This is a genomic window from Cryptosporangium sp. NPDC048952, from assembly GCF_043197895.1.
Classification (GTDB): Bacteria; Actinomycetota; Actinomycetes; order Mycobacteriales; family Cryptosporangiaceae; genus Cryptosporangium.
This window is the reverse complement of sequence record NZ_JBICTY010000001.1, coordinates 1,666,733-1,680,638: the sequence shown is the minus strand read 5'-3', so window position 1 is coordinate 1,680,638 and position 13,906 is coordinate 1,666,733. Positions and strand designations below refer to the sequence as shown.

At 69.5% G+C, this 13,906-nt stretch carries 12 protein-coding genes and 1 pseudogene; 4 read left to right on the top strand and 9 right to left on the bottom strand.

Annotated elements, in window-relative coordinates; translation table 11 throughout:
* Positions 1-43: 43 nt before the first annotated feature.
* The 4 genes and pseudogenes from ACGFY5_RS07980 to ACGFY5_RS07965 all read right to left on the bottom strand — a co-directional run.
* A complete protein-coding gene (locus tag ACGFY5_RS07980; protein WP_392718527.1) occupies positions 44-1,306 on the bottom strand; it encodes a phenylacetate--CoA ligase family protein in 1,263 nt (420 codons plus the stop codon).
* Positions 1,307-1,332: 26 nt separating this feature from the next.
* Positions 1,333-2,463, bottom strand: a complete 1,131-nt coding sequence (locus ACGFY5_RS07975; RefSeq protein WP_392718525.1) for a hypothetical protein — start codon at positions 2,461-2,463, stop codon at positions 1,333-1,335.
* Positions 2,464-2,502: 39 nt separating this feature from the next.
* Positions 2,503-2,841 carry a hypothetical protein gene (locus ACGFY5_RS07970; protein WP_392718523.1) on the bottom strand — a complete coding sequence of 113 codons (339 nt, stop codon included), beginning with the start codon at positions 2,839-2,841 and terminating at the stop codon, positions 2,503-2,505.
* A 191-nt stretch (positions 2,842-3,032) separates the two neighbouring features.
* Positions 3,033-3,224, bottom strand: a pseudogene (locus ACGFY5_RS07965) (helix-turn-helix domain-containing protein); the annotation flags it as partial.
* 102 nt (positions 3,225-3,326) lie between these two features.
* Between ACGFY5_RS07965 and ACGFY5_RS07960 the strand changes: the two are divergent.
* Positions 3,327-3,833 (top strand): SDR family oxidoreductase, encoded by a 507-nt coding sequence (locus tag ACGFY5_RS07960; protein WP_392718521.1) that lies wholly within the window; start codon positions 3,327-3,329, stop codon positions 3,831-3,833.
* A 244-nt stretch (positions 3,834-4,077) separates the two neighbouring features.
* Positions 4,078-6,570 (top strand): AAA family ATPase, encoded by a 2,493-nt coding sequence (locus tag ACGFY5_RS07955; RefSeq protein ID WP_392718519.1) that lies wholly within the window; start codon positions 4,078-4,080, stop codon positions 6,568-6,570.
* Here ACGFY5_RS07955 and ACGFY5_RS07950 read toward each other — a convergent pair.
* From ACGFY5_RS07950 to ACGFY5_RS07935, 4 genes are all read right to left on the bottom strand, one after another.
* Positions 6,539-7,888, bottom strand: coding sequence for an FAD-dependent oxidoreductase (locus ACGFY5_RS07950; protein WP_392718517.1), 1,350 nt, complete (start codon positions 7,886-7,888; stop codon positions 6,539-6,541). The two genes, ACGFY5_RS07955 and ACGFY5_RS07950, sit on opposite strands and share 32 nt — an antisense overlap.
* 25 nt (positions 7,889-7,913) lie before the next feature.
* Positions 7,914-9,359, bottom strand: coding sequence for a hypothetical protein (locus tag ACGFY5_RS07945; RefSeq protein ID WP_392718515.1), 1,446 nt, complete (start codon positions 9,357-9,359; stop codon positions 7,914-7,916).
* A 102-nt stretch (positions 9,360-9,461) separates the two neighbouring features.
* Positions 9,462-9,722 (bottom strand): GntR family transcriptional regulator, encoded by a 261-nt coding sequence (locus ACGFY5_RS07940; RefSeq protein ID WP_392718513.1) that lies wholly within the window; start codon positions 9,720-9,722, stop codon positions 9,462-9,464.
* A gap of 54 nt (positions 9,723-9,776) precedes the next feature.
* Positions 9,777-10,805, bottom strand: a complete 1,029-nt coding sequence (locus tag ACGFY5_RS07935) for a Glu/Leu/Phe/Val dehydrogenase (protein WP_392718511.1) — start codon at positions 10,803-10,805, stop codon at positions 9,777-9,779.
* 198 nt (positions 10,806-11,003) lie between these two features.
* Between ACGFY5_RS07935 and ACGFY5_RS07930 the strand changes: the two genes are divergently transcribed.
* Entirely contained in the window at positions 11,004-11,504 is a 501-nt protein-coding gene (locus tag ACGFY5_RS07930; protein WP_392718509.1) for an Lrp/AsnC family transcriptional regulator, read from the top strand.
* Between the two features lie 11 nt (positions 11,505-11,515).
* Positions 11,516-12,967, top strand: a complete 1,452-nt coding sequence (locus ACGFY5_RS07925) for an amidohydrolase family protein (protein ID WP_392718507.1) — start codon at positions 11,516-11,518, stop codon at positions 12,965-12,967.
* Here the strand turns inward: ACGFY5_RS07925 and ACGFY5_RS07920 are convergent.
* Positions 12,964-13,902 (bottom strand): acyl-ACP desaturase, encoded by a 939-nt coding sequence (locus ACGFY5_RS07920; protein ID WP_392718505.1) that lies wholly within the window; start codon positions 13,900-13,902, stop codon positions 12,964-12,966. The genes ACGFY5_RS07925 and ACGFY5_RS07920 overlap by 4 nt on opposite strands.
* Positions 13,903-13,906: the final 4 nt, after the last annotated feature.

Genomic DNA, 13,906 nt, shown 5'->3' with positions numbered 1-13,906 from the left:
CCACGCCCAGGGAGACGACGGGACCGTCGATTCCGGTTCTCGGTTACCGGGAGTATCGGTGTTTGACGCCTACTGGGAAGTTGTCCGGGTCGCCGACCGGGCGGAACCGGACCGTCGGCAGTTGCCGGTCAGCCGGGACGTAGTGCGCGAATTCGCTGTTGACGCGCGGCACGTGGGCGCGGATCGCCTCGGCCACCAGCGCCTCGCGGCCCTCGCCGGCAAAACCCGGCGCGAGCTCGACCGTGATGTCGAGGAGCCGGTCGCCGTTCCCATTCTCCGGCGTCCGCAGCACGAACCGGCCGGTCGTCCACCCGACGATGTCGTCGGCCTCCAACGCCTCGGCGACGTTCTCCGGATAGACGTTCGCCCCGTAGAGCGACACCGCGAACAGGCTCCGCCCATAGACGTAGACCACGTTGTCGGGAAGGAGCCCGCCCTCGTCGCCGATGTCGTACCGGATCAGCGGCACGGCGCCGTCGGCCGTGAACAGCAGGGCACCGCCGTCGGTCTCGAAGTACCGGTGTTCGGGGTCGTACTCCACGAGCGTCGGCACCCGGCCACCACCGAACGTGGTGCCGCTCAGCTCACGGCGCAGCCGGACGGTGCGCGGCGTCTCGATGCCGAGCACCCCGGCGTCGGCGGTGCCGTAGAGGGCGGCGGTGTGCGCGATCGGGTCGGCGATGCCGGCTCGTTCCGCGATCAGATCGCGCCACCGTTCGCTGAAGACCTCGCCGGCGAACACCAGCTTGAGCTTCCTCGCCGGCCAGCCGGAACCGCGATCGATCACGTTCTTGACGAACGGCGGGTACCCGAGGAGCACGACCTGGTCGTAGAACGGGCCGAGCGCGTCGATCACCCGCAGGATCTCGTCGACGACGTTGCCGGGCGTGGCCACCGTGAGGCGGAACCCCTGCGTCGTCAGGTGCCGGCAGGCCGCCGCGGTGAACATGCCGCCGACCCAGTTGCCGAGCGGGAAGCAGATCACCGCGAGCGTGCGGTACTGGTCCGCGCCGAACGTCCGGAAGATCTCGGCGAACCGTTCGGTCGCGGCGAGTTCGTCGACGAGCCGGCGCGGCCAGACCGTCGGCTGCCCCGAGGAGCCCGACGACAGCGCCACGGTGTCGCACCCGTCGAGCGTGCCGCCGCGGCACCGCTCGGGCAGCGGATACGCCCGGACGTAGTTCTCCTTGGTGACCGGCGGCACGCTCCGGAAGTCGTCCAGTGTCCGCACCCGATCCGGATCGACGCCACGTGCATCCAGGAAGTGCCCGTAGGCCGGTACCTGCTCCGCAGCATTGTGAAACAAGACGATCGGATCAAGGCGTGCAGCCATCATGGCCTTTCAGATCGAGGATCGCGAGACAAGGTATCGCCGGCACGAGGTGCTAGAACGGAGGGCGCCGGCAGCCCCCATCGATGCCCGCACATCGACCAGCTACCCGCTCCGCAGGGGCATTTTCGGTTGCCGCGAACAGGGATGAAGTTGCGCCAGTATCGCCGTTCGGTGAAACGAGCGGCGCCGGTTGTAAGGCCGAAGTCGTCGACCACGGCCAAGCTCTGCGTCAGCAGAGCAACAGCCGTCAGCCCACAGAGGAGGATCGTGTCCGCAATGTGCTCAACGACCTCCACGTGGAGCGAAGAGTTACCGTCGCGTCCGACCTTCACCATCGGCGAGCGTGAGTAATACCGGACGGTGACCGCCCGGCTCGCGTGGCTGATCGGCAGCGTTGAATACAGCACGCGCGCGCCGAACGCAGGATGCGAAGAATCCGACAACCAGTCGTACCACTCTCGAATTCGCGGCTCTTCGAGCGTCTTGCCCAACTTGTCGACCAGCGTCAGAACGTTCGTGGCCCGTATTTTTTCCGACGATCCATCGAGACGTGTACCAAAACCCGCTTGAATCAGTTCGTCTGTGAACAATCTACGGACCGAAGCAGGGCGTTGTAGCGCATCGGGTTCCAACTTTTTCGCCTCCGCCCAGGCCACCCCGAACTTCTGTGACTCGCGGAGCAGACTTCCCGTCTCCTCCAGCACCGCCCGAGACGCGACGGCCGCAGACGGCAGTCGCCACTGCCAGACAGCGTCAACCGCGCAAGTTGCCAGATCGAGCACTCTCCACGCATGCGTCAGCCACCAGCTCACGAGCCGCGTGTGGAGTTCCGGGTAGATCACGGCGGCGGCGTAGTCGCTATGAGCGGCGTCGGCGAACTCGTCGACCGCGAGTATCGTTTTGCCGTCATCTGAGCGGATGTAAATCCAGTCTTCGTTATTGATTGCTGCGCCAGCTTCCAATTGCTGCGCTCGTAGGCCGGATAGCGGCAGCAGAATCGTATCGGCCGTCCACGCGTCACCGACTGTGGACTCCAGCGCGTCGAGTTCCACAGCAAGGCGGTTCAAGCCATCGGCGCGCTGCTCGCCGAGCAGGGCCTCGATACTTTTACGCAGTTCGGGCGCGGACACTCGTGCAATTATCCTGGCAGGTCTCGGCGAGTCAACGGATTAGCAGGCTGCCGCCAAGGTGCTCAGTAAATCGAGAGCGGTCCGGGCGGAGTCGTCGGCCGCCGTGTGGACGACGAGCCACTGGCCGGGGTCGGGCAGCGCCAGCATCTCGTAGTCGAGCGTCAGTTCGCCCAGTTGCGGATGCGCGAAGCGGGTGGTTCCGAAGGGCCGGTTACGGACGGGATGCTCGGCCCAGAGACGCGCGAACAGCTCACTGCCCAGCAGCAGTTCGCCGGCCAGCTCGCACAGGTCTCGGTCGGCGCCGTCGCCCGCGGTGTGCGCTCGCACGAACGCGATCGCTTCCGTGGCGACGCTCTCCCGTCGAGAACCTCCATCCAACGGCCGAGGATCAGCGCGGGTGAGCCGGGGATCGCCTCGAACAGTCGGCGGGCACTGGGGCGGACCTGCTGGCGCGGTCGGCGCCGGCGGCAGTCGCCGCGGCCACGCCGGGCGGCGGCGGCCAGCGTGTGCAGGTGCGCGCGGTCGTCGGCGTCGAGGTCCAACGCGTCGGCGAGCGCGCCGAGCACCGACTCGGACGGGTTGAGGTCCCGGCCCTGCTCCAGCCGGACGAGGTAGTCGGTGCTGACGCCCGCGAGCAGCGCCAGCTCGTCGCGGCGCAGCCCCGGCACCCGGCGCCGCGGCCCGGCGGGCAGCACTGCGGGGCGCAGCCGGTCGCGGCGGGCGCGCAGGAAGTCGCCGAGCCCGGCGTTCTTCGTCCCCATGGCCCCAGTGTGCCGCGCTCCGCGCCGACGAGGGTGGCCCTGACCAGTCCTAGGACGGTGTCCGGTCTGGTTCGGGGTCCGGCAGCACGCGACCGTCGTCCCATGGATCCACGTATCGCCGTTGTCACCGGCGCCTCTTCCGGAATCGGCGCCGCCACCGCCCAGCGCCTGGCCGCCGACGGTGCGCGCGTCGCGCTGCTCGCCCGCCGCAAAGACCGCCTCGACGCACTGGCCGCGTCGATCGGCGCGAACGCTCTGCCGATCCCGGTGGACGTCACCAGCCCGTCGGAGCTCGACGCAGCCGCCGCAGCGGTCCGGACACGGTTCGGCCCGGCCGACCTGGTCGTCGCCAACGCCGGAGTCATGCTCGTCGCGCCGTTCGAGGAAGGGCGCCGCGAGGAGTGGGAGCGGATGCTCACGCTCAACGTGCTCGGTGTGCCCGGGGTCACCGACAGCGAACTGGGAGACCGGATCGAGCACGACGAGTGGCGGGAGATGCTCCTCGCCGGCAAAGCGCAGATGTCCCCGCTGGCGGCCGATGCGGTGGCACGTTCGGCCAACGTGCACATCCGCGAGCTCGTCGTGCATCCGACTTCGCTTCCGGACTAGCGACGGTCCTTGGGCCTGCGTCGCCGCGTGCGGCGCAGCACGGAGAGAATTTTGGAGGAGGTTCTGGTCACCCGAAGGCTCTCCAGTCGTCGGGTGTCGGGGAGGCCGTCGAAGGGTCCGCGGGGGTCGCTGCGCGACGGGTAGAAAGGCATAGTTCCGTTGTAGACAGAGCCATGCTCCGGCGGATCCGTGGTCACTACCGAGGTCGCTGGCCCGCACTACCGAGATCGGGGAAAATCTCTCCGTGCCGGTCTTGGAGCGCGAGAACGAACTTTCGGCGTTAGCGGCCGTCGGTGCTGGGTCGGTCGTGCTCATCGGTGGCGAGGCCGGCATCGGCAAGTCAACGCTGATCGCCGCTCTGCCGACGGTTCTTCCCGCCGGAATGCGGCTTCTCGTCGGGTATTGCGACGACCTCGCGACGCCGCGCGTGCTGGGGCCGTTCCGCGACCTGATCGGTACCGGACTCACCGAGGCGCTGGAGTCCGGCGACCGCATCTTCGACGCCCTACGCGCCGAGTTGATGCAGCCAACCGTGCTCGTCGTCGAAGACGTCCACTGGGCCGACGAAGCCACGCTCGACGTCCTGCGGTTCCTGATCCGCCGGATCGCGTCGCTGCCGTCGGCGTTGGTGCTGACCTATCGGGACGCCGACGACGAGCCGCTGCGGCAGCTTCTCGGGCTGGCGTCGAACGCGGAACGCTTGCGCCCCGCGAGGCTGTCACCCGACGCCGTGCGCCTCCTGGGTGCGCACACATCGATGGATCCTGAGCAGGTGTACGAGGTGACGTCGGGCAACCCGTTCTTCGTCACCGAGGTGCTGGCCTCGGGGGACGCGGCGCGGGTTCCGCGAAGCGTCGCCGAGGCCGTTCGGGGCCGTTTGTCCGAGCCAGCGACCCGGGCTGTCGTCGAACAACTCGCGGTGATCCCCTCGGCGGCCGAGCTGTGGCTGGTGGAGGCCGTCGTGCCGGGCGGCGTGGCCGCCCTCGCGGACGCCGAGCGGCGCGGCGTGCTGACCGTCTCACCGACGACTGTCGCATTCGGTCACGAACTGGCCCGTCGAGCGATCCTGGACTCGTTGCCCGCCACGCGGCGCATCGCCTGCAACCAGGCCGTGCTCGCGGCCCTGCTCGAGCGTCCGGGCGTCGACGTCTCGCGGATCGTCCACCACGCCGCGGAAGCCGGAGCGGACGACGTCATCATTCGGTACGGCCCGATCGCCGCACGAGCGGCCGCCGCCACCGGAGCGCACCGCGAAGCCGTCGCGCACTACCGGCTGGTGGTGGACCGCCTCGATGCGTTCGACCCCGACCTCGCCGAGGCCTACGCGATCGAGTGCAGCATCACTGGGCTGTACGAGCAGGCAGTCCGGGTCCAGGAAGAGGTCGTCCAGCGCCGCCGGGATCACGACGACGTTCGCGCGCTCGGCCTCAGCGTGCGATGGCTGTCGCGGATGTACTGGTGGGTGGGAGATCGCATCAAGGCGGACGCGTGCGGCGCGGAGGCCGTCGCGATCCTGGAGCAGACCGGAGAAGAACAGGCACTCGTGCTCGCGTTGAACAATCAGGCGCAGCTGTCGTCGCTGGCCGGGCGGTATTTCGATGCCGAACCGCTGGCTCGGCGGGCCGCGGCCATGGCAGAGGCGGTCGGCGATGCCGGACAGCTCTCGCACGCGCTGAACACGCTCGGCCAATCGGTCTGGTGGGACGAGGGCCGAACGCATCTCGAGGAAAGCCTCCGGGTCGCGCTGGCCGGTGGAGGGACCGAGGCGGCCTGCCGCGCGTACGTCAACCTGTCGATGCTTCTGGTGGACGTCGTGGACCTGGACGAGGCCGAACGAATTCTCACCGCAGGTATCGCGCTCGCCGACGAGGCGGAGTTCCTCGGTTACCTCCGATTTCTGCGCCTGAACCTGAGCCAGGTCGACTTCATGCGCGACCGCTGGGACCGGGTCGAACGCGAGGCCGGGTCGTTCGTCGACGCCGAATTGGCCCTTCGGTGCAATGCGCTGCTCTATCTCGGCCGGATCCGGGTGCGGCGCGGGCAGGAGGGCGGTGAGGCGTTACTGCGGCAGGCGTGGACGCTGGCTCAGCAGCTCACCGAGCCGCAAGCCGTGTGCCCCGCGGCGGCCGCGCTGCTCGAGCTCGCCTGGCTCCAGGAGGATTTGCCTCGCGCCGCGTCCGAACTGGTCGACGTGTATCGGGGACTCGCGGGCCTCGGTCGGCCGCCGGGGTTGGAGGAGTTCGAATCCTGGATGAGGGACGCCGGGGTGCAGATACCTGACGAGTCCTACAGCAGCCCGCACTCGCTGTTCTACACCGGAGCGTGGCGGGAGGCCGCGGACGCGTGGGCACGCGCCGGCTGCCGCTACGAGAGCGCGCTCGCCGTCGCCCGCGGCGCGGACTCCCCCGACGATCTGCTGGCCGCCCTGCGGACGGCCGACGAACTGGGGGCGACGCCGCTGGCCGGGCGGATCAGGGCCCGGCTTCGTGAACTCGGCGTCGCGCGCGTGCCCCGGGGCCCGCAGCCGGCCACCCGCGGCAATCCGGCCGGCCTCACCAGCCGTCAGGCCGACGTCGTCCGGTTGCTGGCCGAAGGCCTGACCAACGCGGAGATCGCCGCCCGGCTCGTGCTGTCGGTCCGCACCGTGGACACGCACGTCGCCGCCGCGCTGGACAAGCTCGGCGTCCGGACGCGACGTGCGGCGGTCAGCCGCGCACGGGCCCTGGGACTCGACTGAGCCGGAGCATCTCGTCGCGGGCCACGACCTTGATGCGCTTGCGGTTGTGCGGTGTTCCGAGCGCGATCTCGTGCTCGTCGAGCCGCTGCCAGCCCACCCAGGTGGTGTACTCGATGTTGCGTGCGTCGAGGTGAGCGAGGACGGCGTCGGCATCGCGCTCGGGCGCGGGCGGCAGATCGTCGGCCAGAAGGCTTTGAATTGTTTCTCCGGCATCGCCCTTGGTGTGGCCGATCAGGCCGACCGGACCCCGCTTGATCCAGCCGGTCACGTACATCCCGGGGATGTGCTCGCCGTCCAGATCGAGGATGCGTCCGGCGGCGTGCGGGATCGTGCCGCTCCCGTTGTCGAACGGCAGGTCGGGCAGTGCCTCGCTGAGGTAGCCGACGGCCCGGTACACGGCCTGGACGTCCCAGTCGGTGAACTGGCCGCTGCCGCGGATCCAGCCGTCGCCGGTGAGTTCCTGCGTCTCGGTGCGCAGGGCCTCGACCTTGCCGTCTCCGAGGACCTCGACCGGCGCTTGGAGGAAGTGCAGGTGCAGCCGGCGCGGCCGGTCGCGGGGCTCGCGGACGGCCCAGTTCTGCAGGATGTCCACACACATCTTGACGTGACGCGTCGCGCGCATCGCGGCGAGACTGCCCTCGTCGAACTCGATGCCCTCGGGGTGCACGATGACCTCGACGTTGGGCGAGGCGTCGAGTTCGCGCAGTTCCTGCGGCGTGAACTTGACCTGCGCCGGGCCGCGCCGGGAGAACATGTGCACGTCGGTGACCGGGCTGGCCGCCAGGTGCCGGTAGACGTTCTCGGGGATCTCGGTCTCGAGCAGTTCGTCGGCGGTCTTGGCCAGGATGCGCGCGACGTCCACCGCGACGTTCCCGGCGCCGATGACGGCGACCTGCTGAGCGTTCAGCGGCCAGTCGCGCGGAACGTCGGGGTGGCCGTTGTACCAGGAGGCGAACGCCGCGGCGCCGTAGCTGCCCGGCAGGTCGATGCCCGGGATGTCGAGCGCGCGGTCCTTCTCGGCGCCGGTGGCGATGATCGTCGCGTCGTAGTAGCGGCGCATCTCCTCGGGCTTCACGTCGACGCCGTACTCGATGTTGCCGAGGAAGCGGATCCGCGGGTTGTTCAGCACGCGGAACAGCGCGGTGATGATCTCCTTGATCCGCGGGTGGTCCGGGGCGACGCCGTAGCGGATCAGGCCGTACGGGGTCGGTAACCGGTCGAGGATGTCGATCGTGGCGGTTTCTGACGCCTTGATCAGGTGGTCCGCGGCGTAGATGCCGGCCGGTCCGGCGCCGACGACGGCGATCCGCATAGTCATGCGTCTATCTTAGGTAAGGCTTGCCTTAATTGGACTGTGACCCTGGACTCAGCAGGAGCACCCTGTTGCTGTCGGTGGCCGTGGTGAGCCAACCCGCTTTCCGTGCCTGGGCGACCAGCGGTCGGCGAGGGTCGAGCAGCAGGCAGCGTACGCTGTCGCGATTCAGTTCGGCGAGCGCGCCCGGACGCCCCTCGGTGAGTTCCAGCATCCGGGTGATGAGCGCGGCCCCGTAGACGTCGTTGCGACCGTCCATCGCGACGCGGACCCCGTCGGCCGAGCGGCGCAGGACCAGGTAGCCGCCGTCGTCGTACTCGTTGAGCACCCGGCAGCCGTCCGGGATCGCTTGCACCGTCGTGTCGGTGGGATACGTGTCGGGAGCCGGGCGTCCGAAGCTCGGGAGGCGGACCGCGATGAGCACCACGAGCGCAACCACCAGTCCGACCGCGGTGCCGGTGGCGAAGAACGCGACCCGGCGCGTTCTTGGCCCTCCGCGCCAGTCGACGCCGCTCGCCCAGGCGGCGGCCGCGGGCATCGCGACGACGAGCGCCATCGGCGAGAAGCGTGCCGCCTCAGCCCCTCCCAGAAGGAGCAGGCCGGCGCTGGCGGCGAACATCGGGACGTGCGGGCGACGCCAGGCCGCCATCGCCAGCGCGACGGCGATCGCGGCCCCCGCCCAGGTGAAAACGGCCATCCAGGAGGTGCGCCAGAGTGGCGCCCACTCGGGGATGAGTTCGGTGGAGGCGTCGCGGGTGGCGAGTGCGGAGCCGAGCGCCCCGAACCCGAAGGGTGAGGTCGCACACCCGAGCACGACGACCCCCAGGATCGCAACGGCCGTCATACAGCCGCAGGCGGCTGCTGGGGTGCGGCGGGTGGCGGCCGGTGTGCCGCTGCTGCGGCGGCGGGTCAGTAGGGCGGCTGCGAGGCCTGCCGCGAGAGCCGGGACCGCGGCCAGCGCGGCCAGGTGCAGGTTCACCCACAGCGTCAGGAGCAGGTAGAGCGCGGCGAGGCCCAGCGCGAGCCGGCGGCCGCTCTCCTCCATCAGCCGCCCGGCCAGCAGGACGACGACCGGCAGCAGCGCGTAGGTGAGCGTCTGCGGCCGTGCGCTCAGCCAGAGGAGCAGCGGCACCACGAGCAGCGCCGTGGTCACATGTGTCCGCGCACCCAGCGCCCGGGCGGTGAACGTCACGCTCACTCCGACGAGGGCGACGCAACAGAACGTGAACAGGGCCAGCCCGACCGACCCGGCACCGGTCCAGGCCATCGACAGCAGCACGTCGAACAGCCAAGAGTTGGGGTGCCACGCACGGCCCGCCATCGACCAGGAGAACGTGTCGGTGAGGAAGACCGTGTGCTGTTGCCGGATCTCGGTGCCGGCCTGGATCTGCCAGAACGTGTCGCCCTCGGCGAACCAGCCGCTGCGGACCGCGCCGACCAGGGCGAACACGCCGAGGCCGAAGAGCGGTTTCAACACGCTGGCCAATCGGCCGGTCGTCGGGTTTCCTGAGGCCACGACCTCGTCGTCACGTACGACCCGCGTGGCACTCCTGTCGAAGAATTCGTGGGCGGTGAGCGACTACGCGATGTTCTGGGCTGACTCGTCCTCGTCGGTGCGGACGAACGTGCCGCGCCCGTGACGCGTCACGACGAGCCCTTGGTCGCGTAGGACTTCCATCGCCAGGCGCACGGTGTTACGCGCGACGCCGTGGCGTTCCATCAGCATGGCCTCGGACGGGATCGGCATCCCCGGCTGATATTTGCCGCTGCGGATCCCCGCTCCCAGAAGGTCACTCAGCTGCCGGTACATGGCCCGATCGGCATGCGGATCAATCGTCATGCCTCAAACGTACCTCACACGTACCCACGTGCGCTCGTATACTCGTCGGATGAGTTAAGTCGATGCGGGGTGGAAGTACGGGCGCTGGTGGCGGCACTTCGCCAGGCGGCGGTCGGCGAGGAGGGTGGCAACGGTGACCACGTCGGTGCCCCGCTGTGCCGCCTCCTCCAGAATGGACACGGTCGTGTCGCCGATCGCCTCGATCTTCGCGTCGATACCGTCGTCGGTGCCTTTCACCTCGGCCTCGCACGCGATCACCCCACCCGCGTTGGCCACGAAATCGGGCACGAACACGATGCCCCGCGCCGCGAGCATGCCCGCGTCGGCGTCGTGCGCCAGCACGTTGTTGGCGCCGGGCACCACGAGGCGGGCCTTGAGCCGGTCGATGGCCGCCTCGGTCAGCACGCCGCCGGCCGCGCACGGGCAGACGACGTCGGCGTCGGTCGACAGGATGTCGTCCGCCGGAACGACGTCCACCCCGTACCGGCGCGCCCGCTCCGGGTCGACGTCAGCCACGACCACCTGCACACCGCGAGCCAACAGCAGCTCGACGAGGTGCGAGCCCACCTTCCCCAGGCCCTGAACCGCCACCCGGCGAACCGTCAGGTTCCCCCATTCCACCGCAGCGTCCAGCGCGCGCAACACCCCCCGCGCCGTGAACCGCGACGGATCCCGGCGACTCGAGACCCGCGGCACGGACCGGGCCAGCAACTCCATGTCCGCGGCCCCGGTACCCATGTCCGCGCCCGGGATGTACCGGCCGCCGAGCGAGGCGATGAACCGCCCGTGCGCGGCGAGCAGCGCCTCCCGGTCAGCAGCGTCGGCCGGAGCGTTGATGACGCTCTTGCCACCCCCGAGCTCCAGCCCCGCCACCGCCGACTTGTACGTCATCGACTGGGCGAGGCTCATCGCGTCCCGGACCGCGTCCTCCGTGCTGGCGTAACTGCGCATGCGGACGCCACCGAGCGCGGGACCGAGCGTCGTGTCGTGGATGGCGATCACGGATTCGAGGCCGGTTGCCGGGTCCCGGCACACGACGAGCTGCTCGAAATCGCGGCTCTGAAGATCCTGTAGGACGTTCATGGCGCTCCCTGTGTATGCCCGTTCGTTCGGCCCAGGGGCGGGATCTCCGCATGGGCAGAACGTAGGGCGTTCGGCCGATGTTGCGTGCGACACGACAGGCAAAGTCTCGATATGCTCGACGAGAACGTCAACTGATTGAAAGACAACTATGCAGATCGCAGCGGTACTCCCGCGCGTTCCGGTGCGGAGGTCTGCACTTTGGCAACGATCGACCGGCTCGACGTCGAACTTCTGTCGCGCCTCATGGCCAACGCTCGCGCCGGGGTCGCGGAGCTCGCGTCCGACCTCGGCGTCAGCCGCACGACCGTCCAGCACCGCCTCCGCCGGCTGGAGGACGAAGGCATCCTGGTCGGCTTCCAGCCGATCATCAACCTGTCGGTGATCGGGCTGCCGGTGCAGGCCCTGGTGAGCCTCGAGATCGATCAACGCGAAATGCCGACGATCATCGACGGGCTGCGCGACCTGCCCGAGGTACTCGAGGTCAAGATCCAGGCGGGGCGTGAGGACCTCCTGGTCCACGTCGCCATCGCCTCGCTGGAGGAGCTGCAGCGGCTCACCGCGGCGATCGTCCTCCTCGACGGCGTCCGCAAGACGACGTCGACGTTCACGGTCTCGACGCCGATCCCCCACCGCGTGCTTCCGCTGCTGAGCGACGTCACGAGGGACGCGGGATGGGGTCGCTCCACACCGGCCCCCTAGGCTCTCGGGCCATGGAGTACGACGTCGTTCTTCGCGGGGGCCGTGTCATCGACCCCGAAACCGGGCTCGATGGCGTCCGGAACGTCGGCATCAGCGGTGACCGGATCGCCGCGGTGTCCGAAGCGGACCTCGTCGGCCACCGGCAGATCGACGCCGAAGGGCTCGTCGTCTCCCCCGGCTTCGTCGACCTGCACAGCCACGGCCAGGCGATCGGCGAGTGCCGCCTCCAGGCGCTCGACGGCGTCACCACCGCTCTCGAGCTCGAGGCGGGTGCGGCGCCGGTGTCGGCGGCTTACGAACGCGCCGCGGCCGAAGGTCGCCCGATCAACTACGGGTTCTCGGCCTCGTGGGCGCGCATCCGCATGCACGTCGCCGGCGGAATCCCGCTCAGCTCCTCCTCGCCGAGTCCGCTCGACGACCTCGGGTCCGACGCCTGGCGCGGCCCCGCCTCCCGTTCGGCGCTCCTCGGCCTGCTGGAACAGGAGCTCGCCGACGGAGCGCTCGGCATCGGCATTCTGCAGGGTTACGCCGCCGCGACGGATCCCGGGGAGTACCTCGAGGTCGCCAGGCTCGCGGCCGCCTCCGGGGTGCCCACGTTCACGCACGCGCGGCCACTCGTCGAGCAGGACCCGGACGTCGTCATCGACGGCGCAGAGGAGATCACCCGGGTCGCCGGTGAAACCGGCGCGCACATGCATTACTGCCACATCAATTCCACCTCGACGCGACACCTGGACCGTGTGCAGGCGTTGGTCGAGGCGGCCCGGGCCGAGGGCGCTCGCGTGACGAGCGAGATCTACCCGTACGGCGCCGGGATGAGCGCGATCGGTGCCGACTACTTCCGCCCCGATCAGCTGCACGTCCTCGGCGCGACCGGCACACCGCAGGACGTCGTCTACGCCCGCACCGGGGAGACCGTCGCGTCGGTGGAGCGGCTGTTGGAGCTGCGGGCGGCCGACCCTTCGGGGTTGGCGTTCATCACGATGTTCGACGAGTCGCATGCCCGGGATCGGCTACTGCGGTTCGCCGCACTGCCGCACGCCGTCGTCGCATCCGACGCCGTTCCGTTCGTCATCGAGGACGGCAAGTCCTACGACCCGTTGCAGTGGCCCCTGCCGTCGTTCGCGCGGACGCATCCGCGCAGCGCCGGCACGTTCGGCCGGGTGCTCCGTCTCGCCCGCGAAGGTCTTTCGCTGACCGACGTGGTGGCGAGGTGCACGCTGCGACCGGCCCAGGTGCTCGAGAACGCCGTCCCGGCTCTGCGGCGCAAGGGCAGGATCCAGGTCGGCGCTGATGCCGACGTCGTCGTCTTCGACCCGGAGCGGGTCACCGACGGTGCGACGTACCAGGACTCCGTGCGGCCGTCGACCGGGTTCGTGCACGTCCTCGTGAACGGCGAACCCGTGGTCGTCGACGGCCGCTTGGACCAGCGGGCGTTTCCCGGCCGGCCGGTGCGGCGTTAGCGGGCCGCCTTCCTCGCGTTGATCTTGTCGCGGCGCTCGGAGAACCGGGTCGCCTGGCGGTCGAGCTCGCCGAGGAACTCCACCAGCTCGTCGCGGGCCTTCTCGCCGTCGTCGGAGAGGCCGGTGGTCTCGAGCGCCTTGAGGTTACGCAGCACCGGGATGACCACCTCGTCGTGGTGGATCCGCAGGTCGTAGATGCCGGCCATCGCGATCTGGACGGACTTGCGACCGAAGTTCTCGATGCTGTGGCCGGGCATCTGGAACGTCTTGACGACGTCGGTCACGGCGCGCATCGCCTCGTTGGGCGCGAGCTCGAACGCGGCACCGAGCAGGTTGCGGTAGAAGATCATGTGCAGGTTCTCGTCCGCGGCGACGCGGGCCAGCAGCTGGTCGCAGATCGGGTCCGCGCTGATCTTGCCGGTGTTGCGGTGCGAGACCCGGGTGGCCAGCTCCTGGAACGACACGTACGCGATGCCGTGCAGCACCGTGTCGTCCAAATAGGCATTTTCGAAGCCGGTGCCCATGTGCACCATGCGGGCGCGCTCGAGCTCGATCGGGTCGACGGCGCGGGTCGTGAGCAGGTAATCGCGAATCGCGATGCCGTGGCGGCCCTCTTCGGCGGTCCAGCGGTGCACCCAGGTTCCCCACGCGCCGTCGCGGCCGAACATCTGCGCGATCTCGTGGTGGTAGCTGGGGAGGTTGTCCTCCGTGAGCAGGTTGACGATGAGTGACGTGCGGGCGACGTCGCTCAGCGTGGACTGCTCGACCGACCACGCCTCGCCGCCGAGGACGCCGTCGAAGTCCGTGCCCTGGCTCCACGGGACGTACTCGTGCGGGAACCACTCCTTGGCCGTGGCCATGTGCCGGTTGAGGTTCGTCTCCACGACCGGCTCGAGTTCGAGGAGCAGGCCGGTCGTCGATAGGCGGTCAGTCATTCCG

Coding starts and splice junctions, on each gene's coding strand:
- ACGFY5_RS07960 (WP_392718521.1), top strand. CDS start 3,327: ATGGATCCACGTATCGCCGTTGTCACCGGCGCCTCTTCCGGAATCGGC.
- ACGFY5_RS07950 (WP_392718517.1), bottom strand. CDS start 7,888: ATGACTATGCGGATCGCCGTCGTCGGCGCCGGACCGGCCGGCATCTAC.
- ACGFY5_RS07940 (WP_392718513.1), bottom strand. CDS start 9,722: ATGACGATTGATCCGCATGCCGATCGGGCCATGTACCGGCAGCTGAGT.
- ACGFY5_RS07935 (WP_392718511.1), bottom strand. CDS start 10,805: ATGAACGTCCTACAGGATCTTCAGAGCCGCGATTTCGAGCAGCTCGTC.
- ACGFY5_RS07925 (WP_392718507.1), top strand. CDS start 11,516: ATGGAGTACGACGTCGTTCTTCGCGGGGGCCGTGTCATCGACCCCGAA.
- ACGFY5_RS07920 (WP_392718505.1), bottom strand. CDS start 13,902: ATGACTGACCGCCTATCGACGACCGGCCTGCTCCTCGAACTCGAGCCG.